This is a genomic window from Salinimonas marina (assembly GCF_015644725.1).
Lineage (GTDB): Bacteria > Pseudomonadota > Gammaproteobacteria > Enterobacterales > Alteromonadaceae > Alteromonas.
Window position 1 is genome coordinate 152782 of the sequence record NZ_CP064795.1, and the last position, 25192, is coordinate 177973.

Annotated in this window: 15 protein-coding genes and 3 pseudogenes; 10 read left to right on the forward strand and 8 right to left on the reverse strand. The window is 51.3% G+C overall.

Annotated elements, in window-relative coordinates; genetic code table 11:
- Window positions 1–140 precede the first annotated feature (140 nt).
- The gene (locus tag IT774_RS00670) at window positions 141–1469 is read left to right on the forward strand and encodes a hypothetical protein (protein ID WP_195810913.1); all 1329 of its coding nucleotides are present in this window, start codon (window positions 141–143) and stop codon (window positions 1467–1469) included.
- Window positions 1470–1700: 231 nt separating this feature from the next.
- Here IT774_RS00670 and IT774_RS00675 read toward each other — a convergent pair.
- The 7 genes and pseudogenes from IT774_RS00675 to IT774_RS00705 all read right to left on the reverse strand — a co-directional run bounded on the left by IT774_RS00675 (window position 1701) and on the right by IT774_RS00705 (window position 12939).
- A pseudogene (locus IT774_RS00675) lies at window positions 1701–3670 on the reverse strand (BCCT family transporter).
- A gap of 236 nt (window positions 3671–3906) precedes the next feature.
- On the reverse strand, window positions 3907–4905 hold the full coding sequence (locus IT774_RS00680) for a LacI family DNA-binding transcriptional regulator (RefSeq protein ID WP_195812159.1): 999 nt from the start codon (window positions 4903–4905) through the stop codon (window positions 3907–3909).
- A 124-nt stretch (window positions 4906–5029) separates the two neighbouring features.
- Window positions 5030–6511 carry a tryptophan halogenase family protein gene (locus tag IT774_RS00685; protein WP_195810914.1) on the reverse strand — a complete coding sequence of 494 codons (1482 nt, stop codon included), beginning with the start codon at window positions 6509–6511 and terminating at the stop codon, window positions 5030–5032.
- 19 nt (window positions 6512–6530) lie between these two features.
- Window positions 6531–7535, reverse strand: coding sequence for a cupin-like domain-containing protein (locus IT774_RS00690; protein WP_195810915.1), 1005 nt, complete (start codon window positions 7533–7535; stop codon window positions 6531–6533).
- Window position 7536: 1 nt separating this feature from the next.
- Window positions 7537–8250 carry a SapC family protein gene (locus tag IT774_RS00695; protein WP_195810916.1) on the reverse strand — a complete coding sequence of 238 codons (714 nt, stop codon included), beginning with the start codon at window positions 8248–8250 and terminating at the stop codon, window positions 7537–7539.
- Window positions 8251–8277: 27 nt separating this feature from the next.
- A pseudogene (locus tag IT774_RS00700) lies at window positions 8278–9770 on the reverse strand (tryptophan halogenase family protein).
- Between the two features lie 208 nt (window positions 9771–9978).
- A complete protein-coding gene (locus IT774_RS00705; protein ID WP_195810917.1) occupies window positions 9979–12939 on the reverse strand; it encodes a TonB-dependent receptor in 2961 nt (986 codons plus the stop codon).
- A 593-nt stretch (window positions 12940–13532) separates the two neighbouring features.
- Between IT774_RS00705 and IT774_RS00710 the strand changes: the two genes are divergently transcribed.
- The 4 genes from IT774_RS00710 (at window position 13533) to IT774_RS00725 (ending at window position 20749) form a co-directional block, all read left to right on the forward strand.
- Window positions 13533–14777, forward strand: coding sequence for a sugar MFS transporter (locus IT774_RS00710; protein WP_195810918.1), 1245 nt, complete (start codon window positions 13533–13535; stop codon window positions 14775–14777).
- On the forward strand, window positions 14774–17302 hold the full coding sequence (locus tag IT774_RS00715) for a glycoside hydrolase family 3 protein (protein ID WP_195810919.1): 2529 nt from the start codon (window positions 14774–14776) through the stop codon (window positions 17300–17302). Before IT774_RS00710 ends, IT774_RS00715 begins: the two co-directional genes overlap by 4 nt.
- A 225-nt stretch (window positions 17303–17527) precedes the next feature.
- Window positions 17528–18727, forward strand: coding sequence for an MFS transporter (locus IT774_RS00720; protein WP_195810920.1), 1200 nt, complete (start codon window positions 17528–17530; stop codon window positions 18725–18727).
- Between the two features lie 129 nt (window positions 18728–18856).
- A complete protein-coding gene (locus tag IT774_RS00725) occupies window positions 18857–20749 on the forward strand; it encodes an acyltransferase family protein (RefSeq protein ID WP_195810921.1) in 1893 nt (630 codons plus the stop codon).
- 6 nt (window positions 20750–20755) lie between these two features.
- Here the strand turns inward: IT774_RS00725 and IT774_RS00730 are convergent, their stop codons facing one another.
- The gene (locus IT774_RS00730; protein ID WP_195810922.1) at window positions 20756–21274 is read right to left on the reverse strand and encodes a DapH/DapD/GlmU-related protein; all 519 of its coding nucleotides are present in this window, start codon (window positions 21272–21274) and stop codon (window positions 20756–20758) included.
- A gap of 55 nt (window positions 21275–21329) precedes the next feature.
- Here IT774_RS00730 and IT774_RS00735 point away from each other — a divergent pair, with 55 nt between their 5' ends.
- The 5 genes and pseudogenes from IT774_RS00735 to mreD all read left to right on the forward strand — a co-directional run bounded on the left by IT774_RS00735 (window position 21330) and on the right by mreD (window position 25177).
- Window positions 21330–21884: a histidine phosphatase family protein gene (locus IT774_RS00735; RefSeq protein ID WP_195810923.1), complete on the forward strand. Its 555-nt coding sequence runs from the start codon at window positions 21330–21332 to the stop codon at window positions 21882–21884.
- A gap of 120 nt (window positions 21885–22004) precedes the next feature.
- Window positions 22005–22502: a hypothetical protein gene (locus tag IT774_RS00740; RefSeq protein ID WP_195810924.1), complete on the forward strand. Its 498-nt coding sequence runs from the start codon at window positions 22005–22007 to the stop codon at window positions 22500–22502.
- Between the two features lie 227 nt (window positions 22503–22729).
- A pseudogene (locus IT774_RS00745) lies at window positions 22730–23772 on the forward strand (rod shape-determining protein).
- A 40-nt stretch (window positions 23773–23812) separates the two neighbouring features.
- On the forward strand, window positions 23813–24691 hold the full coding sequence (gene mreC, locus IT774_RS00750) for a rod shape-determining protein MreC (protein ID WP_195810925.1): 879 nt from the start codon (window positions 23813–23815) through the stop codon (window positions 24689–24691).
- A 3-nt stretch (window positions 24692–24694) separates the two neighbouring features.
- A complete protein-coding gene (mreD, locus tag IT774_RS00755) occupies window positions 24695–25177 on the forward strand; it encodes a rod shape-determining protein MreD (RefSeq protein WP_408641193.1) in 483 nt (160 codons plus the stop codon).
- The last annotated feature ends 15 nt before the right edge of the window (window positions 25178–25192 follow it).

Below are 25192 nucleotides of genomic sequence, written 5' to 3' on the forward strand. Positions count from 1 at the left end.
CATAAGAAAATAGGGTATAAATAGATTTACACAACCTGTGTATATAATAAAGATGCCTGGATAAGCGCGTGATGGTGTACCGCGGTGCCCATACAGCATACATAGGATGGATCTAGGAGAGTGAGCGAAAGGAGCGGGTTTTGAAAACCATTATGGGTGTCTTATTGTTGTATCTGAGCTTTTCAGCAGGAGCGACAAAGGAGTCACTGGTCGATATTTCTATCGTAAAATCCAATGAAGGAATATGGACAGTGACGTATAAAACCGGCAAACCCGCTTCTCGTTTGAGCTTTAACAGAAACCCTGATGCATCCCGTATACCACGCTGGCGGCCCATCAATCCAGATTTTGAGATAGTACTGCTTGAAAATAAGGAATATCTGGTTAAAAAAGATGGCTCTGAGTTTGAGCAAGTCAGCTTACAATTAACGCCCACCTATAAGCATCTTGCGAAAGATTATGCGCCCTTTTCACCCTACTCGGATGGCGGCGTGCTTATCTACACCGGGCGGTTGTTTGCCTGTATTGATGTATGCGACACCAAGGTTAATCAGTGGCTTTTTTCTATGCAGATACCCGAGGGTGAGCATATGCTCGTGCGTGGGGAAGTGCTTACAGGAACGGCTAGCTGGATAGACGGTGATGACGGTATGAATATCTATGTCGGCACCCAGCAGCCAGTGGAAACGCAAAATGTGGTAGCGATCATTGACCGTGGTCTGCCGGAAAAAATACAGAGCTCATTAAATTCTGATATCCCTAAACTGATGAATTACTTTGAGCAGAGATTAGGAAAGCTTGAAGGCGTCAAACCCACGCTTTTTGCTTCTTATGCCAATATTGATGGACACTCCTCCCAAGGCGGTACCCTGTCTGACCAAATCTTTATGCACTGGAATTTAGCTAAGCTGGATAAAAAGGTAAAAGATAATACCTTCCTCAACAATACGCTTTGGTTTTTCGCCCATGAAGTTGCGCACTTATATCAAAGAGGCAGCAAAGAAAATAGTTATGGAAAAAGCCATGAAGCCTGGCTACATGAAGGTCATGCAGAGTGGCTGGCTGCGTTAGTTTTGCTGGAACTGTATCCTGATAAACAGGCCTATGTAACTACTAAGGTAGATAGGTTTAAAGCCGAATGCGGTAAAGGGTTGATTGATTTTCCGCTCGCGCAGGCGGCTGCTAAGGGGCGCTTTGACTTATACTATAGCTGTGGTTTTCTTATTCATCAGGCGATTGACCAACAGTTACGGGAAAAGGGCGAAAAGAACATTTATTCTTTGTGGCTGGAGTTTCGTAATCAAGCTGAAAAAGGCAATAAAAAAGACGGTCAGAAAGGAAGTGAATTATTTTTGTTCCTTACTAAAAAATGGACTTCGTCAGAGTTTGCAAGCCGAATCAAACAGGTTGTTGAAAGTAAGCTTCGCCGCCCAGAGCACACCCTAAACCAGCTTTTAACGGTTCAGTGATTAGCTTGCACCAGCTTTTTTGCGAGGGCCTAGAAGATGGTTTAATGCTCGGCTAAGACGGGTGCTGACCGCATATGAAAGAAAGCGGCCTGGCACGCTTAGCTATGGCTCACCTGCATGTATCTGACAGCTATCGGCAATAATGACATCAAGCAGCATATTCCCCATTTCGCAGGCAATAAAAAGCCCCGACAGTGTCAGGGCTTTTGAATAGCAGGGTTAAATAACCGCTTATCTTAGTGAATGTAAGAAGTGCAGATGTTTTTGATAATGCTCTACAATATCATTGATGACCGCTTCTTCCGGCCAGCCCATAATATCGTAGTCCTGCCCACCTTCACGCAGATGTACTTCGGCACGATAATATTGCTCATCAGCTTCGTCATTATCGTCGTCTTCGGCAACATGGTCGGGAAGATCATACGAATAACGGCGTACTTCATAATGGAAGTCGAACTGGTCCTCAAAGTCGATGGTAAACACCACCCGGCCATTTTGAACTTCTTCAAATCGTGCTTCTACATTATGCTCTTTAAGCTGAGCCACGACCCGTTCCATCGCGCTTTTTACCACCGAGTTGATGAAGTTATTCACATTCTTCTTATTGGGGTAGTCCAGTATGCTGGCCAGGCGGTTTTCCCACGTGGCTTTATCATTGTGGCCTATGACCACCGGGCTCACATTCAAATGCAGACTTTCACGCTTCACAATGTCTACCCGTAATGCTTTTAACAGCCCGTAGGTGGCAATCAGCAATACGATTGCAAAAGGCAGAGCACTGGCGATGGCCATAGTTTGCAGCGCGCCTAAACCACCCGCCATAAGTAATACTGCAGCTACCACACCTTCGGTGCTGGCCCAGAAAATACGCTGCCATAATGGTGTGTTGTCATTACCATTTGAACACAGCATATCCACGACCATGGAACCAGAGTCTGATGACGTTACAAAGAATACGATAACCATCAGGGTCGCAATACCCGATAAAAATGTGGACAGCGGGAAGTTTTCCAAAAAGGCGAACAATGAAATCGCTACATCATTGGAGACGGCCTCTGCCAGTGCGGCTTTACCCTGATTCATAATCAAATCAATGGCGGAATTTCCAAACACCGTCATCCATAGCAGTGTGAAGCCACTGGGAATGAACAGTACACCCATGGCAAATTCACGCAATGTCCGGCCTCTTGATACCCGTGCAATAAACAGCCCTACAAACGGTGCCCAGGACATCCACCAACCCCAGTAGAAGATGGTCCAGCCACCCAGCCAGTCAGTTTTCTCGTAGGCAAACAGATTAAAGGTGATGTTTACGATATCAGCAACATACGCGCCGGTATTCTGCACAAATGCCTGCAGTAAATACACGGTTGGGCCACCGATGAGGACCACTAACAGCAATATAACCGCCAGCCCCATGTTTAGCTCTGATAAGCGCCGAATGCCTTTATCAAGACCCGTGGTCACTGACACAATGGCCAGCATGGTGACAATGCCAATCAGGACAACCTGGCTTAAGGTGCCCACGGGAACCTCAAACAAATAATTAAGACCGGAATTTACCTGCTTAACGCCAAAGCCCAGCGAAGTGGCAACCCCGAAAACCGTACCAATGACGGCAAAAACATCGACAACGTGGCCGATTGGGCCGTAAATTTTGTCGCCAATTAAAGGATATAAAGCCGATCGTAAGGTGAGCGGTAGGCCGTGGCGGTAACTGAAAAAGGCCAGAATCAGTGCCACGATAGCGTAGATTGCCCAGGCGTGCAGACCCCAGTGGAAAAAGGTGATTTTCATGGCCTCGCGGGCCGCACTGATTGTTTCCGGATCCCCTAGCGGGGGTTCATAAAGTGCATCACCGGTTCGGCCACGCCAAAGAACATCAGTCCTATGCCCATCCCGGCCGAAAATAGCATGGCAATCCAGCTTACATAGCTATAATCAGGCGTAGAGTGGTCGGGCCCTAGCTTGAGCTCTCCGTAGCGGGAAAGACCCAGGTAAATTACCGTGATAAGTATGATGCCAACGGTGAGTACATAGAACCAGCTACCATTGGTAACAATCGTATCCTGCACCAGCTGAAACGTACTTTCGGCCTGCTTAGAAAATAATGTCGAAAAGGCCACCAGCACGGCAATAAACGCGGTGGCGGCGTAAAACACCGGTGGGTTGAGTTTTCCTCGCGGATTTTCTTCCTGCATGCGAACCCCATGATTTGTTATTAAAATTAATGCGCCTAGAATGTCTATTTAAGTGTTTTGCGGTACTGGGTGTTGATCCGGTTGCTAATGCAGCAGTCCCAATCGCACAAAACCTATCGATTCGAGGGCAGACTGGAGTACCTACGGAGCAAGGTCGAAAAGGGAGCGCTTTTATATAAGATTTTCTTGCGCCACCTAAAACCAGGCGCAAGAAAGCTTAAGGACAAAAGGGGGAATCAGATTGAGCGGGTGGTGCCCCGGGTAATGAGTTTTGGGGTAAGCACGGGGGTTAATGACTGGGCTCCATCACCATAGGCCTGGTTCAGGATCCAGTTGGCGGCCATCTGGCCAATATCTCTCACGGGATAGTCAATGGTGGTCAGTTTGGGCGTAAGGTAACTGGCATAGTCAATATTGTCGTAACCCACCACGGAAATATCCTCAGGCACCCGTAAACCATGGCTGCGCAGGACATTGATGGCGCCGGTGGCCATTTCATCATTGCCACAGACTACTCCGGTGAACGGAATCTGGCGCGCCAGAATGGTTTCCATACAGGTTTCCCCGGTATGGGCCTGAAAACTGCCTTCTTCAATTAAACGTTCATCAACCTTAATGCCGGCCTTTGTTAATGCCTGTTTATGGCCGGCCAGACGATTTACCCCATCAGCTTTAAACAGCGCGCCGGTAATACAGGCAATATGACGATGACCCAGGTCCAGCAGGTGTTGGGTTGCCAGATAACCGCCCAAATGGTTGTTCAGACTGATGCACTTATCGCCAATAGCTTCGATATAACGGTTCACCACGACAATGGGCACATTTTGCTTCGCCAGACCAATAAGATATTCATCGCTGACGGCCTCCACATGTAAAATCAGCGCATCGCAGCGCCGGCTTAGCAGCGCGTCTATCTCCTGACGTTCCATGGTATCGTCACTGTGTCCGGCGACCACAAACATATGTTTGCTGGCTTTTCTGAGCACCTGCTCTGAGCCACTCATCATCGCCCCGAAAAAAGAACCGTGTAGTTCCGGCACCACCATGCCCACGGTATTGGTTTTATTCGACGCCAGGGAAGCGGCGATAGTATTGTGGCGATAGCCCAGCTCGGCCATGGCATTGAGCACCAGCTTTCGGGTTTTTTCTTTTACGGTATCGGCGTTATTGATAACCCGGGAGACCGTTGCTGATGACACTCCGGCCAGCTCACTTACCTGTTTGATTGTTACCATCATAGTGCGGATGTCAGTAACAGGTCTGGCGTGAAGGTTAGCCTGATACTGACAACATATTCCTTGTTATGCTGCTAGCTGAGTCATAGCCGCCCGCAAGGCGGCTACACCCCAGTCTGTAGAGTTAATTACAAAAACGGTTTAAATACTGCTGATGCCCGGGAAGCTTATCGACCGTGCGGGTGATCTGCTGTTTTATCTGATTCAGCAGGGTTTCCAGTTCGGCTTTACTCATGGTGTCTACCAGCGGGTGATACCGTTTGGGCATAAGGCCCTGACCAATCATCACCTGCTGCCATGAGTCATCGAACAGCTCACTGCCTTCCCGAAACACTCTGCCCGTTTCGGTAAACAAATCAATACGGTGTCTTAAACTGTCGGGCACATCCATTTGGCGGCAATGGCGCCAGAACGGAGTATCGGTTCGTTCGGTGACATGATAATGCAAAATGATAAAGTCGCGAATATGTTCTATATCAAAATCAGCCTGCCGATTGTACTCGACCACATCCTGCTCGATAATGTCACCATCCACCGGAAACATTCGTAAGAAACGCACAATTCCTTGCTGAATAAGATGAATGCTGGTGGACTCCAGCGGCTCCAGAAAACCACTGGCCAGCCCCAGGGCCAGACAATTCCGGTTCCACTGCTTACGGCGTCGGCCAGTGCGAAAATGAATGACTTTGGGATCGTTCAGCACCTTCCCTTCAACATTATTGAGCAAGGTCTGCTTCATAGCGTCATCGCTGGTATATTGGCTGCAAAATACCATGCCATTACCGACCCGGTGCTGCAACGGGATACGCCATTGCCAGCCTGCGTCGTGAGCAATGCAGCGGGTATACGGTAGCGGTTCCTGGGTGGCTTCAGTTTGTACCGCTACCGCGCTGTCGCACGGCAGCCAGTGTGACCAGTCTTCATAACCGGTATGCATCGCCTTTTCAATCAGCAAGCCCTGAAAGCCGGTACAGTCGATGAACATGTCTCCTTCGATGTGCTGACCATCATCCAGGATCAACTGTTCAATATGACCATCGCCGGGCCGCAATTTGACGTCCTCAATTTTTGCATCAATTCGCCGCAGACCTTCCTTTTCCGCCAGCTCGCGCAAAAACCTGGCATAACTGGCAGCATCGATGTGATACGCATAATTTAGCCCATTATTGGGCAGGTGCGCAAAACGATGCGCCTCAGCAGCCTGGCGTTCCAAACAATAATCACCAAAGTCGGTGCTCAGACCTTCTTGTAACCCACGCAGCCAAAAATGCTGAAACCCAGCGGCCCAACAATCTTTGCCGGTCACGCCAAAGGCATGCAGATAACTATGCTCCCGCTGTTTCCAATTTTCAAAATTAATCCCCAGCTTGAAGGTGGCGTTGGTGGCGCGCATAAATTCCTGTTCGCTGATCTTTAGCAGCTTATGGAAAAACACCAGGGTGGGGATGGTGGCTTCTCCCACGCCGACAGTGCCAATCTGGGAACTTTCAATTAACGTAACATCAACCTTTTTGCCCAGAACCCGGGTGAAGGCGGCGGCCGCCATCCAGCCTGCCGTGCCACCTCCGGCAATCACAATACGCGGAATCTTGTCTGTTTTAGCCATAATAAGTGTCTCTGGAATGTTAGTGCTTTAAATGATTGACCAGCCAGGCTTTGAATTGCCGGATGGTGGCTTCGTCAAGCGTACCTAAAGGCCCCCGGGCGTGCTCTTCAATGTAGTGATATTGGTCAGGCTCGTGATTGAACACATAATGATCAAACAGCGCCTGCCAAGCCTTGCGCTCGTGAGCGGGTAACTGGGCCAGGGTGAGTAGCGCATGATATAGCGTATTTTCGCTGCGACCGATAAAGGCCGGGACATCGCGCCACCAGAAATTAACCAGCATATTCACCGCTTCCGTACCTTCAATATGATGCCACCACATTGACGGAATATATAACGCATCGCCGGGGTGCAGCTCAACCGTATAGGCATTGTTCAGCGCTTGCGCAAAGCGTGGAAACCGCTGAAAATCAGGTGCGGCAAAGTCCACCATACTGATGGCCTGCCCGGCGGGGGTCAGATGCAGCGGCCCGATATACAGATTCTTCACCTGCTCGGGCGCAAACAGGGTGACTTTACGCTTGCCTGCGGTCACACAAATAATGTTGTCAGGAACATCGTAATGGGCGGCAATACGACTTTTGTTGCCTATCCACAAGGTTGCCAGGGGATCGGCTTCGGCCAGTGCCAGGTTATTGTCTTGCAAAAAACCGGGCAGGCAGGTGTCAACGCTGGTGGAACCAATATACAACGAGTCGGGATGGATGTGCTCAGCCCGCTGTAACAGTTCATCCAGCACCTGGCTAAACGGCGCCCGATGGCGGGAAAAATTAAAGCCGGTCATGGTGCGGTTGTAAAACATTCTGCCGTCTTCGGCAAAAGGCAGGTGCATACAATCCACCTGCTTGCTGGCGTCAAATTGTTTTAAATAGGTGACCAATGCCTGATTACTGGTATGCGCGGCCTGAACCACCGGCCAGTGGCTCACCAACCCCGGTAACACTCTTGGGCTATCCCAGGCCCGCAGTGCCGGTAATAAATCCTTGGCGGCGGGGCAGACTTCACGCACAACCGGCTGGCTCATATCAGGTTTCCCGACGGTCGGCGCGGCGTTGCATCAGGGTGTTAATTTGTGCCTGAGATGCCAGCAACATATACACAATTTCCAGCAGCCCCTGTTCGTGCAGTAAATTAAGCTGTTCGCCCCCTAAGGCCGCCAGGGCTTCTTCATTAATCGTGAAAAAGCCCGATAAGCGGTGGGGACTCTGCCCCGGCTGCTCAATATCCAGCACCATGGATTCAATCAGTTGCAGCTCGTCACACAGGTCCACCAGCAGCTGATGCTTGGGCTGATTTTCATGCAACGTGCTCAAAATATTACCGATATGATCGATATAGTCGGTATTACCCCCATGGGATAAAAATACCGGTTCGCCACTTTCTTCGCTGACGCTAGGATGATCCAGGTCGACATGAATCGACAGTTGTTCGCTGTCTGGGGTATTACGGCCAATCAAAAAGGGTCCCTTTTCTACCACCAGAGGTCGGTAAGGGGCATCCCACTGCCCGTCCTTAACATACACATTTTCACCGTTTTCCACGCCGGTAAGGGCCACCAGTTGGTAGGCACCCTGTTCGTTACGGGCAAACAGTAAAGGGTAGTGGGCCTGGGCCAGCCGGGCTTCGGCAGGATACACCGGAATACACATGGCCTGCTGATAGGGTTGGGCTACCAGCTCAGGCTTAATTTTAAGATTCTTGTGCTCAACATTGTTCAGCAATACATGATTTGCCATCATTACTCCTTAGTGCTGCCGGCCTTTGCCTCAGCGCTGTTTAATATGGTCGATAAGCTGCCGGTTATCAGGCAGACCTGACAATAACTGGCGGCTTCGCTGGCGATTTTTCTGCACCCAGGCCTGAGCCTGGGAGTCCGCCGCCGGTGGATTTTTCGGGGTAAATCCCATACCACACAAAATAAACCAATAACTGGCCAGCGGAAAAATTTCATCCTGATAACAAAAGTCATGCAGGGTGGGGCTACGATGTTGCCATAAACACAGCCAGTCATTGAGCTGCTCAGACGCGCTGCTATATTGGCTAACCGCACGCCAGTAGGCGCTATCACGCCGTTCGCTTAACACATAATGCAGTTTCAGAAAGTCGATGACCCGCTGCCATTTTGCCACCATCGACTGGTTAAACTGACGTGCCAGTGGCGCCAGATCGTTATGACAGGCCGGCAGTTGGCTCGCCAGCTTGGCGGCAGCCAACTCTATCATGACCAGCGCGGATGCTTCCAAAGGTTCCAGAAAACCGGCCGAGCCGCCAATGGCGACACAGTTTTTAACCCAGGGCGTGAGTCGATAGCCTGGCGTAAATGATAATTTTCGAATGCTGCTTTCTTCTACCGGGGCGGTCGTGGGATCGCGCTCAAGATAATCCAGCAAGGTGGCTCTGGCGGTGGCCTCATCACAATACTGGCTACTATAAACACAGCCGACGCCTTTGCGATGGGCAGGGCAATATCCCACAACCAGCCATTGGCATGGGCGGTAGAGTGGGTGTTGGAGGCAATGGCGGTGTGAGGCTCAGCATAACAAGCCTGCACCGCCAGGGCGCTGTCGTTGGGCAATACACCGGACTGGTTGTGCAATTCCACCTGATAATGCTGGCCAATCAACTGGGCCGAAAAGCCACTGCAATCAATAAACAGGTCGCCGGCGATGGCCTGGGTATTGTCGGCCAGTGCCTCAATCTGCCCTGAGTTATTCGTCACAATCTGGCCAACATGCATGGTGACGAGTTTTACGCCGAGGTGCTGCTGACAATGTTGCTTTAGCACATCGGCAAATTTATGTGCATCCAGATGATAGCCATAATTGGCCACTGCCGCATAATCAGGGGTTTGGGGTTGTTTAGGCGCTTTACCCGCCTCACTGAGTACCGGATGAGCGGTAAACATCTCAGCAAATGAGCCTTGTTCGCGATGGTTCGCCCACCAGGCCATAGGGTCGGTGTCGAACATACCGGCGGGAAGATCGAATGGATGATAGTAGGTGTCGTTGCCGTTGGTATGCCGCCACTGTTTAAAGCAGGTACCTTGCTTAAAGGATGCATCGCACTGACGAATCACCGTGGCTTCATCAAGACCAATTTTTCGCAAGGTGTCGCGCATGGTCGGCCAGGTGCCTTCACCCACGCCTAAAATACCCACATTCGGCGATTCAACCAAAGTGATGCGCACGTTGCGCGATTTGACCGCGGCAGAAGCGGCGAGGATAGCGGCGGTCAACCAGCCGGCCGCGCCGCCGCCCATAATGACTACAGACTGTATTGCCGGGGAGTTTTGGTGCACCACATTTGCCCTGTCAACGCTCTCGGCAAGCGCCAAGAAAAGAAAAAACAATTTTAAAGAAACCGCCGCGACTATGCAGCCGTTTGTTTAAAATGATTTTTTTCAGGATAAATACCGCGCGGCCAGCGATGGCCCCGCGGTATTGAAGGAAATAAATCCGTTTAACAGCCTACCAGAAATTGTAACGCAAGCCGATATTATAACGGGGTTCCTGGTCGGTAATATTGACCACCATGTTAGGGTGACGGGCGTGTGCACGCTGGTATTCGCCGGTGACATTAATGCCTTCCACAAATACCTCTAGCTGATCATTCACCTGATAACGCACATTCACATCCAGCTGATCGTAGGCTTCCACGTAGGTCGGGTTCTGGTTACCGTTACCATCTACCGTGGCTGATAAGAACTTATCACGCCAGTTCCAGGCAGCACGGACTTCCCAGCCGTCCATTTCATAGAACAACACCGCATTGGCCGTGTCGCTTAGCCCCAGCAATACAAACTGGGTTTCGGTGCTGTAGTTGTCATATTCAACATCACCATCCACCATGGTGTAGTTGATCACGGTACCAAAGCCGCTGTCGCCAAATAAATGCTGTACCGCAAACTCCATGCCGTCTACCGAGCGACTGGTATCGGAATTAACAGACTGATTGATGGTGATCGGTAGCACGGGATCTTCGCCATCGATGCCCACAATTTCGCCGGCTTCGTTGGTATAGCCCTGGTCGAAGAAGTACTGGCGAATTGCTGCGGCCTCGTCACCTACCTCGGCGATGGCTTCATTATAACGCGGCCCACCAACCGGAGTGGATACATCAAATGGAGTATCAACAAACGTCTTTACACCGATAAAGTTGTCTACTTTCTTATCAAAGTAACCAACTGAGACATAGCTGCCTTCGCCATAATAATACTCGGTTGAAATATCGATATTGGTCGACTCGAAGGGTTGCAGGTTAGGGTTTCCAAGTTGAGCAAAACCACCATCAAATCTAGCGCCCAGGTTTAAGGTCAAACCACCCTGAAGATCGGCATAGCCAGGTCGTGTAATGGTTTCACTATAAGACGCACGCACAAACCAGTCTTCAACCAATTCCAACTTGAAATCCACGGACGGAAGAAAATGATCGTAGCCACCTTTCATTGAGGTGAAGTCAGACGCGCCCTGAACTTCCACAATTGAAAATTCGTTTTCCCCTGACCAGCGTAAGTAATCTACTACTGGGATTCTTGCTTCAGAATCCACCTCTGTGTCTTCGTAGCGAGCACCCACCGATAACCAGGCCGGCATATCACCAATATCAAACTGCATATTTGCCTGAGCGTACGCAGCCCACTGGGTCTCAACGATTTCACGGTCAGTGGTAAAATTAGGATCCATACACAATTCAGTGCCACAAGGACTGATGGTTTCGTCATTGGCTGCCGCAATCGATGATATCGCACTGATCAAATCACCCATGCTGGACGCATAATAAAATGGTTCCATTTCGGCGGCATTGCTGCCTAAGGTGTCATCAAAGCGACCAGGAAGATCCTGTTGCAGGAAAATATCATCCGGATAATCTTCCGCTGTGCCATAACCACCCCAGGTATCACGTTGCGCTACCGAGTAAGCAGAGCGGTTTTTCACTTCGATGCCCGATAAACCAAAATCGATGCTGGTGATGATACCTTCATCTAAATAATAGTTACCGCGAAATTGTAGCTGGTCAATCTCAGACTTCATAAAGCTGTTTCGGAATGAGCTACCTGAGGTACTCATCAGCGCCGGATCCAGGCCATTTACGCCCTCGGCGAAACGAATGTCCATCACTGGGAAGTCTTGGGTATAATCCACTTCGGTTTGAGCACGTTCAAACTGGACCGCACTGACCACGTTGTTGCTGCCCAGGTCATTTTCAGGACCGGCTTCGGCAGTTGAGGTGTGGAAATCCAGCTCTAAAGTCAGATTATCAGAGGCCAGCCATTCAATGTTGGCACCCAGTGATTTGTTTTCATTAACGGTGGTGTAATCGCTGGTACCCAGGCCCACATCACAACAGGTATTATCAGCATAAATCAATGGTCCGATAACTGAGCCCGGTTCATTGGTACCTTCGGTATAGGCGCCATAAGCCGGAACGCCGTTAAACCAGGTCGACAATTGCTGACGCATGGTTTGGGTTTCCAGCTCTGAATAGGTGTAATCCAGGGTGGCGGTTACATCATCCACTGGACGATATTGTAAGGTCAGCTGACCATTGGTGCGGGTCCGGCGAACTTCGTTAAAGTTATAGGCCAAGTTACGAGGTACTGCGTACAGGTCATTTTCACCCGGCAGGCCGGTAAAGCTGCCATCACGAGGCAGGGAACCCCAGTCGCCACCATCACCTCTGATGGTGTACCAGCCATTGCCGGTTTCAGCCTGAGCAGAACCACTGTCACGCTCCTGATAGGAACCGATAATCTGCACACCAAACTTATCGTCATTAAATGTCTGGCTGTAAATACCTGAAACTTCCGGGGTAATGCTATCACCGGTTTCCGTGGAGTTGTCGATGACGCCTTTTAAGCCAACACTGGCTTTTTTACCGGGATTACTTAGTGGCTTTGCGGTTACCAGGTTCACTGTAGAACCGATACCGCCGGTCGGCTGATTAGCCAGACTGGTTTTGTACACTTCAACCGCAGCTACGCCTTCTGAAGCCAGGTTGCCAAAATCATAAGAGCGTGAGGATGAAGCACTGGTGGCTTCAATATTCGCCGCCGGCATCTGACGACCATTCAACGTCACCAGGTTGTAATCAGGACCAAAACCACGGACGGTAATGCGGCTACCTTCGCCATTGCTACGGTCGATGGCAACACCGGTGATACGTTGTAGCGACTCCGCCAGGTTGGTATCCGGAAATTTACCTATATCTTCAGCAGAGATAGCATCAACCACGCCTGATGCGGCTTTTTTGGTCAGCATCGATTTGGTCAGACTTTCGCGAATCCCGCTTACTTCGATAACTTCGAAGTTACCAGCCTGAATATCTTTTTCTTCAGTTTCTTGGGCCAGTGCAGGGTAAGAGGCGACCGCGCCCATCACTAACGACAGACACGATGCAATTCGTGTTTTTGAGAATGTGTGTGTTTTCATTGGTTTCCCCAGCCTTATGAATAACATCGCCAACTATGAAGCGCCTTCATAAGCGGTTGAATCAATTCAACCAAGCCAGACTTACTGCTGTTTTTAAAGCCCGACTCTTATTATTGAAGGTTTCATGTTCGCGACGCAGATATAAAAAAACGCTTACGAGCCTGATGAAATAATTCTGTAAGCGCTTTCATAATACTTTACGAAGATGTTATATGTAATGCAAGTGTTTTTAATTTGTTAACCCTTAAGTGGTAAGGAATTGAGCAGCTATTATATAGTTCACAAAGTGAGATTTCGCCACTTCTTGCTGTTTAATTAATGTTCACTCATGTCAGGGCTGACGCCGCTTTCAACTGATTGTTATGTATACAACAGCCCACCGAAACGACTTTGAGCGAGGTTGTTACTTAATTTTTTTAAGGTTGGTTCAAATAACCAAAAAATTAACACTGCAAAATGTAAGCGCTTGCATTTTGGACGAGTCACACTATACTGCCTACACGCCATTAACACCCATAATCAGAATGTACATAAGCCTGTGACAATATTGTTTCTGGGTCGGTTACATTATTCATTACAGAGGCAGCAACTATATGAGCATTCAGGCCCAGACCGCCGCGCCTGCGCAGCCGTCGACTACGCGATTTGCCTTGTGGGCATTAACCTCACTGTTTTTTATGTGGGGCTTCATTACCGCCATGAACGATGTGCTTATTCCGCACCTCAAGTCGTTATTTGCCTTAAGCTACACCCAGGCTATGCTGGTTCAGTTCTGCTTTTTTGGTGCTTACTTTCTGGTGTCGATACCGGCCGGTAAGCTGGTCAGTAAAATTGGCTATCAAAAAGGCATCGCCGTGGGGTTGACCACGGCGGCCATTGGCTGTGTGATGTTTATTCCTTCGGCACTGTTTGCGCAGTACAGTATGTTCCTGGCCTCCTTATTTGTATTAGCCAGCGGGGTGACCGTACTGCAGGTAGCGGCCAACCCGCTGGTGACTGTTATGGGCGATCCGGATACCGCCTCTAGCCGGTTGACCATGACCCAGGCATTCAACTCCTTAGGAACCACTGTAGCGCCGATTATTGGTGGCATGTTGTTGTTTTCCTCTCACGGCGAGGTCGTAGAGACCCGGGCCGACTCGGTTATTCTGCCGTATCTGGCCCTGGCAGCAACATTATTGGTTATCGCCGTAGTGATGCTGAAAATCGCCATGCCGACCCCACCCAAAGACGACTCAGCATTGCCCACCAGCACCGACAGTTCGGTGCTTAAACATCGCCATCTGGCCTTGGGCGTTATCGGTCTGTTTACTTATGTGGGCGCCGAAGTCGCCATCGGCAGCTTTCTGGTAAATTATCTGGGCCTGGAAAATGTCATGGGCATGGGCGAGAGCCAGGCCGCAAAATATATTGCCTATTACTGGGGCGGGGCGATGGTAGGCCGGTTTATCGGCGCTGTCGTCATGCAAAAAGTTTCACCAGGAAAACTATTGGCGTTTAACAGCGCAGTATCCTGCGGTTTGATCATCCTGTCAGTGTCCAGCGATGGGTTACTGGCCATGTGGAGCATCCTGGCAGTAGGTTTATGCAACTCCATTATGTTCCCCACCATCTTCAGTCTGGCCCTGAAGGGGCTTGGACCGCAGACCGCGCAGGGTTCAGGTATGCTGTGCCTGGCTATTGTCGGCGGTGCTATTGTACCCCTGGCGCAAGGCGCACTGGCCGATACCCTGGGTTTACAACTATCCTTTTTATTGCCCGTAATTTGTTACCTTTATATTGCCTACTACGGTCTGGTAGGCTCCAAACCGGTTGTCACCAAGGAGAACCACTCATGAAAAAAGCGTTTACGCGTTCATTAGGCTTTGTTGCGGTAGCCTTAGCATTAAGCGGCTGTCAGCAAAGCACCAGCCAGCAACAACCTGAGCCAGCAGAAACCGCCGACAAGACGGTTTCCGTGCCTGACTACTGGCCGGAAATTCGCTTCGATACCGCCAACAGCGCCGAAGTTGAGCAGCGGGTGGATGAGATCATGAGTGCCATGACGCTGGAACAGAAAGTGGCCCAGCTGATGCAACCGGAAATCCGCGATATCACGGTTGAAGACATGCGTCGTTATGGGTTCGGCTCTTATCTGAATGGGGGCGGTTCCTTCCCCAATGGTGACAAACAAGCTTCCATGGAAGACTGGGTGACACTGGCCGAAGATATGTACCAGGCCTCGGTAGATGACTCACTTGATGGCTCGGTCATTCCCACGATGTGGGGAACCGACGCGGTGCATGGTCACAACAATGTGATTGGGGCCACGTTATTCCCGCACAATATCGGTTTAGGGGCGATGCGCGATGCCAGTCTGGTTGAAAAGATTGCTGAGGTCACCGCCAAAGAAGTGCGTGCAACCGGCATCGACTGGATTTTTGCGCCAACGGTGGCGACCGCTCGTGATGACCGCTGGGGGCGCACCTACGAGTCTTATTCTGAAGATCCGCAAGTGGTGGGCGAATACGCCCGGGCGATTGTCACCGGCTTACAAGGTGATATCAGCGACGGCAACATTGACGATGCCCATGTTATCTCTACCGTAAAGCACTTTATCGGTGATGGCGGCACCCAGGAGGGGGATGATCAGGGTAACAATATTGCAGATGAAAAAACGCTGTTTGAAATTCATGGTCAGGGCTATGTTGAAGGGTTAAATGCCGGTTCACAATCGGTTATGGCGTCTTTTAATAGCTGGAAGGGCGACAAAATTCACGGCAGTAAGTATTTACTTACCGACGTTTTAAAAGAAAAGATGGGCTTTGATGGCTTTGTGGTAGGCGACTGGAATGGTCACGGCCAGATTGAAGGCTGTACCAATGAAAGCTGCCCACAGGCTATTAATGCCGGTTTGGATGTGTATATGGTGCCCACCGACGCCTGGAAGCCATTGATGGAAAACACCATCGCCCAGGTCAAAAGCGGAGAAATATCCAAAGAACGTCTGAATGATGCGGTGCGCCGCGTGCTACGGGTAAAAGTGCGGGTAGGGCTGTTTGACCTGCCCTCACCAGCCAACCGTTCATTATCGGCCAAATCGGAACTGATTGGCGCCCCGGAACACCGCGCCATTGCCCGTGAAGCCGTTCGCAAATCATTGGTGATGCTGAAAAACCAGGAAAACCTGTTACCGCTGGATGCTGACCAGCACATTCTGGTGGCTGGCGATGCCGCTGATAATATCGGCAAACAAGCCGGTGGCTGGAGCATAACCTGGCAGGGAACCGGCAACCAGAACAGTGATTTTCCTGGTGCCACTTCAATTTACCAGGGTATTGAACAGACTGTAAGCGAGCAAGGCGGCAGCACCGAGTTGTCTGTAGACGGCAGCTTTGAAACCCGCCCTGATGTGGCCGTGGTGGTATTCGGGGAAAACCCGTATGCCGAAGGTAATGGGGACTTGTCGAACCTGGAATATCAGCGTGGTGATAAACAAGATTTGGAATTATTGAAGTCATTGCAGGAACAAAACATTCCGGTGGTGTCGGTGTTTATTACCGGCCGGCCGTTGTGGGTTAATCCTGAACTGAACGCCAGTGATGCCTTTGTTGTCGCCTGGCTGCCAGGCACCGAGGGTCATGGTGTGGCGGATGTGTTGTTCACCGATGCCCAGGGAGAGGCCCGTTACCCAATGCAGGGGGAACTGTCTTTCTCGTGGCCTGCCACCCCCACTCAAACCGTTAACAAGGGCGATGGTCAGACCCCGCTGTTCCCGTATGGCTATGGTCTGGCTTATGGTGAGCAGGATCCGCTGACCCAGCCACTTTCGGAGCAGGCCAGTGCCGGTGATGAATTGGTGATGACTCATCCTGTTTTTGTTCGCAGTATTCAAAAACCCTGGCAGCTAACGGTTGAAGGTTCGGAAGGTCAGCAGGTGATGAACAGTAATACTCTGTCCACACCAAGTGTTGAGATTCGTACCACGGATCGTAATGTCCAGGAAGATGCGCTGGCCATCGACTGGAAGCAGGCCGCCACCGTAAGCTTTGGTGCACAATTTCCTGAAGATCTTCGTGACTATACCAGCAAGCAGTCAGCCCTGGTGCTGGATGTTCAAAAACAAAGCGCGGCATCTGAGGTTGCGGTGTCAATGCAATGTGGTGATAGCTGTAAAGGTGAAGTCGCCTTATCCGATTACAGCCAGGCGACCACTGAATGGCAAACGGTCACTATTCCTACCCAGTGTCTGACAGACGCCGGTATGAAGTTTGATGAAGTTTTCAAAGTCCTGTCATTATCAGCAGATGCTGATACCAGGCTGACTATTTCGGATGTGCGGATAGAGCCTGAGGCTGACAATTTATCGGATTGTAAAAAGTAACCTTCAAAACCCCGGCGCAGTCCGGGGTTTTTTATTGGTACAGCGTTGCGGGTGGGTGTCCAGTTCTCATCCTACTGGAACCCAGGTCCTGAGTGGCGGTTCACTGCGTCCACTAGTGACTGTCCTGTCGAGTTGACTGAAGGTCCGGTCGACAAAAAGATGCAGCTTTGATGTAAACCAGTACAATACGCGCCTTGCTATGTTCTGGTGTGATAAAACAATTCTATGAGTGCGCGTTCGTCTTTTTCCACTGCTTTTCCATTTATGCTGTTTGCCGGGGTCATGCTGATTGCGGCCAATTTACGTGCGCCTTTTACCGGTGTGGCGCCATTGATGGTGGCCATTCAGGAGGCCCTGAGCTTGAGTGCCTCCACCGTGGGTATGTTAATCACCTTGCCTCTGTTAGTGTTCATGTTGGTATCGCCATTGGTCCCTGCCTTATCCCGACGCTTTGGCATTGAACGTACCTTGTTTCTGGCTCTGATTGCCATCGCCGTGGGGGTATTGGTGCGCTCTATTGGCGGACTTTATGGCTTATTTGGCGGTACCATCCTGATTGGCGCCGGTATTGCGGCTGGCAATGTGCTGTTGCCCGGGGTGGTCAAACTGCGCTTTCCCAATCATATTGCCCTGCTAACCTCTTCCTATGTGCTGGCGATGGGCATTATGGCGGCCGCCTGGTCGGCGGCGGTGATCCCCCTAGCACAGGGTGGCCCAGACTGGGAGTTTGCCTTGCTGGCCATGGTCAGCCTGCCGGTTGTCTCGGCATTGTTATGGTTAAACCAGTTAAAAGGCACCAGGCGCCGCGGGGCCGATGAAGGACCGCACCAGGGGGCGGGCAAAGCAATTTTCAGGCATCGCTTAACCTGGCAGCTTTGTGGTTTTTTTGGCTGCAATGCCTTTTTGTACTATTCAGTGGTTAGCTGGCTGCCCGCTATTGTCAGCGAAGCTGGCTTCTCAGAAGCCGAGGCTGGCAATATTCATGGTATCTTCCAGTTTGCCAGTGCCTTGCCGGGATTTGTCATCGTCCCGGCCATGAAACGCTTGCATGATCAGCGAGGATTATCGGTTTTTATGACCGCTCTGAATCTGGCCGGCTTTGCCGGGGTTATGCTGCTGCCTGATCTGGCTTATCTGTGGGCCGCGGTATTAGGCTTTGCCATTGGGGCAAACTTTATTCTGGCATTATCATTTATCGGTTTGCGTACCCGCACCAGCCAACAAGCCTCCTCATTATCCAGCGCCGCACAGACCACCGGTTACTGTGTCGCGGCCACGGGGCCATTTGCACTAGGCGCGGTATACGACTGGGTAGGCGCCTGGCAGCTGGCTTTGTTTATCTGCGTGGCGTTTAGTATTACCCAGGCGCTGTTAGGCCTGAAAGTCGGACGCAATATTCAGTTACCTGTAGCCGATCACCAATAAGCCCGAGGCGGCGTTTCACGCCCGGACTAATCCCGCCCGGGCCAACGGCTGTATCATACCATTATGAACAAAAAGTAATGTTAGGTAGTCACAGACCAATATGTCTGACAAATTACAGCGTGAAGCACTTTGAATTTTCGATACGATATTAACGGCTTACGGGCCATTGCAGTCATCGCAGTGGTGCTGTTTCACTTTAATCCACAGTGGCTGCCCGGAGGCTTTGCCGGGGTCGATGTCTTTTTTGTGATATCGGGCTTTTTGATGACCAGTATTGTGGTCCGGGCCATTGATGATAACCGGTTTGGGTTGCTGAAGTTTTATCTGGCGCGGGCCAACCGTATTGTACCGGCCCTGGCGGTGTTGTGTCTGGTCTTACTGGTAGTGGGCTGGCTTATTCTGTTGCCAGAAGAGTATACGGCACTGGGCAAACATGCTTGGGGCAGTGTCACCTTTATCTCTAATTTTATGTACTGGCAGGAAGCCGGTTACTTTGATGCCGCGTCCCACCAGAAATGGTTATTGCATACCTGGTCGCTGGCGGTGGAATGGCAATTCTATTTGCTGTATCCGCTGGTGTTGCTGGCGCTAGGCAAGCTGGGTGGGCTCAACGCAATCCGCCGTGGCATAGTACTGCTAACCGTTGGCCTGTTTGTTTACAGTGCGCTTACCTCCGTAATTTGGCCCAGCGCCTCGTATTACCTGCTGGCGGCTCGTGCCTGGGAGCTGTTATTTGGCGGGCTCGCATTTTTATACCCGCTACCCCAAAATCAAAAATACAGCCGCTTGTTTAATCTGGTGGGAATTGGGCTGATTGTGGTGGCTTATGCGCTGGTGGATGAGACGGTCAGCTGGCCGGGCTACATTGCGCTCATCCCGGTAGCCGGCACCTATCTGGTATTAATCGCGGCGCGCCAGGATAGCCGTTTGACTAATAATGCGGTATTCCAGGCCCTGGGCCGCTGGTCATATTCGATTTATTTGTGGCACTGGCCGGTGGTAGTGTTGGGCTATCGCTATGACATTGCTTATTGGTGGATCCCGGGCATGGCACTTTGTGTGCTACTGGGATTTGTCAGTTATCGGTATATTGAAAATATTAAGTGGCAGCGCTACCAGCAGCTGTCTGAGGTATGGCGGGCTAAGCCGTTATGGCTGGGTGCACTGGTGGTAGTGATGGGCCTCACCATAGTCAGTTATCAGGGGCTGAGCGGCCGCTTTTCGGCGCCGATGCAACAGGCACTAAATTCAGTGGCGGCCAGCCCTAAACGGGATCTGTGTCATATTGATGAATATCAGAACCCGGCTAAGGCGTGTGAGTATTTTGGGAAAGACATCCGTTGGGCGGTGTTTGGAGACAGTCACACTGTGGAGCTGGCCTATGCGCTGGGTCGGCAGCTAGAGCCAGGCGATAAAGGGTTAAAACATTTCAGCTTTTCCGGTTGTTCCCCCTCGTTATTACAGCCGGCCGGTAGCAGCCGTTGTACCCGCTGGTATAAAGAGGCGGTGAAGGCGATTGTCGATGATAACCGGATTCAGCATGTACTGATTAATCACCGCTACTCATGGGCCCTGGCGGGCGACCATGCCCCCACTTACCCTAAGGTACCGGCGATTGAGAACAAGCCCCGGGCGCAGCGAATTTTGCGTTCACTGGATGCCACCATCAACACCCTGGCCAAGGCCAAACAAACCGTATTTGTAATGTTGCCGGTGCCAGAGATAAAAAAACCGGTGTCAGGCTTACTGGCCCGCGCCCATATCAGCGGCGCCAGCCCTCAGCGCATTATCGGTACCACCCGGGACTACTACGAGCAGCGTAATGCCTTTATTCTGGCGCATTTTAACCAGGCCCAATACCCCGACAATGTAAAGTTCTTACGCCCCGCACAGGCCTGGTGTGATGAAGACTCGTGTTATGCAGTAAAAGAGCAGGAGGCATTGTACTTTGATGATAACCACCCCTCACTGGCCGGCGCCGCGCAACTGATCGAGCTGATACCGGCGGCACTGAGACAATAGAGTGGATTAGCGGCCCGCAACTTCAGCGTTATAAAAGGTGGTACCAGCGGCCACCGGGCCGCTCACCACACTGCCTGCCCCGATAATGGCTTGCTGGCCGATGTCACTGCCCGGTAAAATCAGCACATTGGCGCCAATCCAAACGTCCGGGCCAATCTTAACCGGTGCCTCGGAGACAGGATGGCCGGCCAGTGGAGCCCCTGTAATGATACAATTGGGCCCAATCAGGACGCCGTCCCCAATTTCCAGCCTCTGCTCGCCCAGCAACACCGTATTGTGATTAATAAATACCGCCTGCCCCAGGCGGACATTATGAGGAGTCTGGCAAAAAAAAGCAGGCTCAATAAAAACCGCCGAGGAGAGGCTGAATGCCTGCTGCAACAAGGCCGGACGCTGGTCAGGCTCAGCATGATTAAAGCGGTGCCACAGCTGTATATTATGTTGTTGAGCGCCCGATCCCGGTTGAGAATAGTTCAGGTAATACGGTACATCACCATGATTTCGAAGCGGCAAAGTGGTTTGCATGTGACCTGGGGTAAGGTAAGTTTGCCGTCAGTATAAACTACCTATACGGGCCCCGATGCAGCAAAAAAAGGAAATTCTACTGATTCGGCATGGCCGGCCAGCATCTGAACATAACGGCCGGGTATCCAGTGCAGGCTTTTCGCGGTGGGTGCGTAATTACAACCGGGCGCCCTTGCACGACCAAAGCTGGCCCTGGTGTCAGCGCGATCTTAGTCAGTATTATATTATGACCAGCAGTCTGCGCCGGGCAAAGCTATCGGCCGCCCGTTACAGCGAACGCCCCGTGAAGGAGCATCACCGGCTGCTGGACGAGATGCAAATCCCCCGCTATCGGCTACCGTTAACGCTTAAAGCCTGGAGCTGGGTGTATCTTAACCGGCTGCTGTGGTGTTTAGGCCGCCCCGGTCCGTTTGAGTCATTTGCGCAGGCCCGCGAGCGTATCCGGCAGGCCGCCGACATGCTGGACGCCCGGGCGGCCAGTGAATCCAAAATCTGTATTTTTGCGCACGCCCTCACCAACCGCTTTCTGGTGCGTTATTTACAGCGCAAGGGGTGGCAGGTGACAGAAAAAGATCATCGGTATTGGGGAGTTATCCGTCTGCAAAAATAACCCTTATTTGCTTTTATAAAAGAAATGGTCACTAATATAGAAACAGACTCTGGTGTATACAGCCCGTGTGCGCCCGATTTACTCGATAACTTATTAGGTTCACCATAAGAGTGTGTGAAAATGAAAAGCACCCAACCTGAGCGCCGGCGTTTCTGGCTTAATATTGTGTTCGTGGTTACCTTTGTTGGTATGTTGCTGGTGATGATGACGTATCTGAACACCACCGAGCCGAATCTCAGGCAACAAAAATTAAAAGCACTGTCACAAAAGATGCAAACCAGCGCTACCCGTACCCGCTACCAGTGGCAGGTCGAAGGCAAGCCGGCGGCGATTATGCTGATTCATTATAACGCCAACGGTCAGGAAGTCGGGCGCAAGCCGGTGCAGGTCGGGGCCAGCGGGCTGCCGCGAGTTACCGATAAGCAATCTTATTGTGAGCGTTTGTGGCGGGTGTTAACCAATACCGAATTGCAGGTCGAAGGCTTTAAAATTCGGGCCGAATACCAGACAGCCGGCAATGACGCCTCCCAGACCAGTGCCGTGTGTCGTTTTGGGTATAGTCGCGGCAGTGCGTTTTATTATGTTATCGATACCGGTAAGGTCAGCTTTGAAAGCTGAGTGGGGGGAGGTGCTGTATGTTTTTTGAACATTGTGCTGGCGGTAAATAATCAAAACGACTGAGCAAACAAAAAACACGGGCAAATGCGATGCTTAGCGCAGGTGTTCACTTGCCCAAACCTGCCCCCGTTGTTAAAGTGTAACAATCGATATCTTCTTCTTAGCTGGCGCTAAAAATCCTCACCCGAACCAGGTGCCCAGCATACAGTTACAGGAATGAGCATTTCATGTTTAAAAAGCTTCGGGGCATGTTTTCGAACGATTTGTCCATCGACCTCGGAACAGCTAACACGCTGATCTATGTTAAGGATCAGGGCATTGTACTTAATGAGCCCTCAGTAGTAGCAATTCGCCAGGAGCGTGCCGGCGGGCCAAAAAGTGTCGCCGCCGTCGGTGCTGAAGCCAAACGTATGCTTGGTCGTACGCCAGGGAATATCCGTGCTATCCGGCCAATGAAAGACGGCGTAATTGCCGACTTTTTTGTGACTGAAAAAATGCTTCAGCACTTTATCAAGCAGGTGCATGACAACAACTTTTTGCGGCCCAGCCCCCGGGTGCTGGTCTGTGTCCCTTGCGGGTCGACTCAGGTTGAGCGCCGGGCCATCCGTGAATCGGCCCTGGGTGCCGGCGCGCGTGAAGTCTACCTGATTGATGAACCCATGGCCGCCGCGATTGGGGCTGGTCTGCCGGTCTCCGAAGCCACCGGTTCGATGGTGGTGGATATTGGTGGCGGTACCACCGAGGTGGCAATTATCTCCTTGAACGGGGTGGTGTATTCGTCGTCGGTTCGTATCGGGGGTGACAAGTTTGATGAAGCCATCATCAATTATGTCCGTCGTAACTTTGGCTCCCTGATTGGTGAAGCCACCGCCGAACGCATCAAGCATGAAATTGGTGCGGCCTATCCTGGTGAGGAAGTGCGTGAAATTGAAGTGCGGGGCCGGAATCTGGCAGAAGGCGTACCGCGCGGATTTACCCTCAATTCCAATGAAATTCTGGAAGCGCTGCAAGAACCGCTTACCGGGATTGTGTCAGCGGTTATGGTGGCCTTGGAACAATCGCCGCCCGAACTGGCGTCGGATATTTCCGAGCGCGGCATGGTGTTGACGGGGGGGGTGCCCTGCTTAAAGATCTGGACCGGCTATTAATGGAAGAAACCGGCATTCCGGTAGTGATTGCTGATGATCCCTTGACCTGTGTGGCACGTGGCGGCGGTAAGGCATTCGATATGATTGACCTGCACGGCGGCGACCTGTTCACCTACGAATAGCCACAGGATGACGCCTTCGGGCGTTAACCTGAACTCCCTCATGGATACTATATTTACCCGCGGACCGTCTTTGAACAACCGACTGGCGCTGGCCCTGGCCCTGTCGGTTTTGTTGATCTTTGCCGACCATAAACTTGCGGCTTTTCAGTCTACCCGGGTCTATCTCAACTCCATCATGAGTCCGCTACAGTACCTGGCGAACTTACCCAGCGTGGTCCTGAACTTCAGCGCCCAGCGCCTGACCTCGCGCCAGGCGTTGGTGGCTGAAAATAATCGCCTGATTGACCAGAATCTGAAAATGCGTGAGCGCTTGCAGCAATTTGATATCTTGCAGGCGCAAAATGATCAACTGCGTAAGCTGCTGGATGTGCCCGTGGAGCCTAAGGTGCACAAGATGGTGGTCGAACTGATGGCCGTGGACAACAATCCATTCAGCCAGCAAATTGTGATTAATAAAGGGGCCATTGACGGGGTGTATCGGTCGCAGTCGGTGCTGGACGATCGGGGGGTGGTAGGCCAGGTCATGGAAGTGGGCAGTACCAATAGCCGGGTTATGCTGATTTCGGATGTTACCCATGCCATCCCGGTTCGTTCGGTACGCAACAATATTCGGTTTATTGCCAGCGGCAACGGCTCTATGGATGAATTGTTTTTAGAACATGTACCCCACAGTGTCGATATTCAGGAAGGCGACATGCTGATGTCTTCAGGCCTGGGCAAGGTCTTTCCTGAAGGCTATCCGGTGGCGCAGGTTCAAACCGTGGTGCACGATGAAGGCCGGCCTTTTGCTACGGTCAAAGCCCGGCCGCTGGCGCAACTCGACCGCTTAAAATACCTGTTGTTGCTTTGGCCTGAAGACGCTCCTCGTCAGCCTGAAGGCAGCGCATTGCGGCAGGCCGCCGGGCCACAGGAAGACTAGTCTATGCTTATAAAAGCCCGCCACTCTGCCATTATAATCAGTATCCTGATTGCGTTGGTGTTGCAAATTATGCCGCTGCCGATTCAGGCCGATTTGTATCGTCCTGACTGGGTATTGATTGTACTGGCTTACTGGTCAATGGCGCTGCCGCACCGGGTCAATGTGGGCGTCGCCTTTTTGACCGGGTTGGCGATGGATATATTATTGGGCACCGCCCTGGGAATCCACAGTTTTGCCCTGAGCCTGGCGGTGTATGTGCTGGCGGCCAATTATCAGCGGCTGCGTAATTATTCGGTATGGCAACAGGCTATCGTCATTGGGCTGCTTAGCTCGTTTTATCATCTGATGCTGTTTTGGCTACAACATCTGCTCACCGATATCCCGTTTCAGTTTGCCTACCTATGGCCGGTGATATCGTCCATGGTATTGTGGCCCTGGATGTTCTGGTTGCTGCGCAAGGCCCGTCGTCAACTCAGTATTACCTGAATAACCCTACAAGGA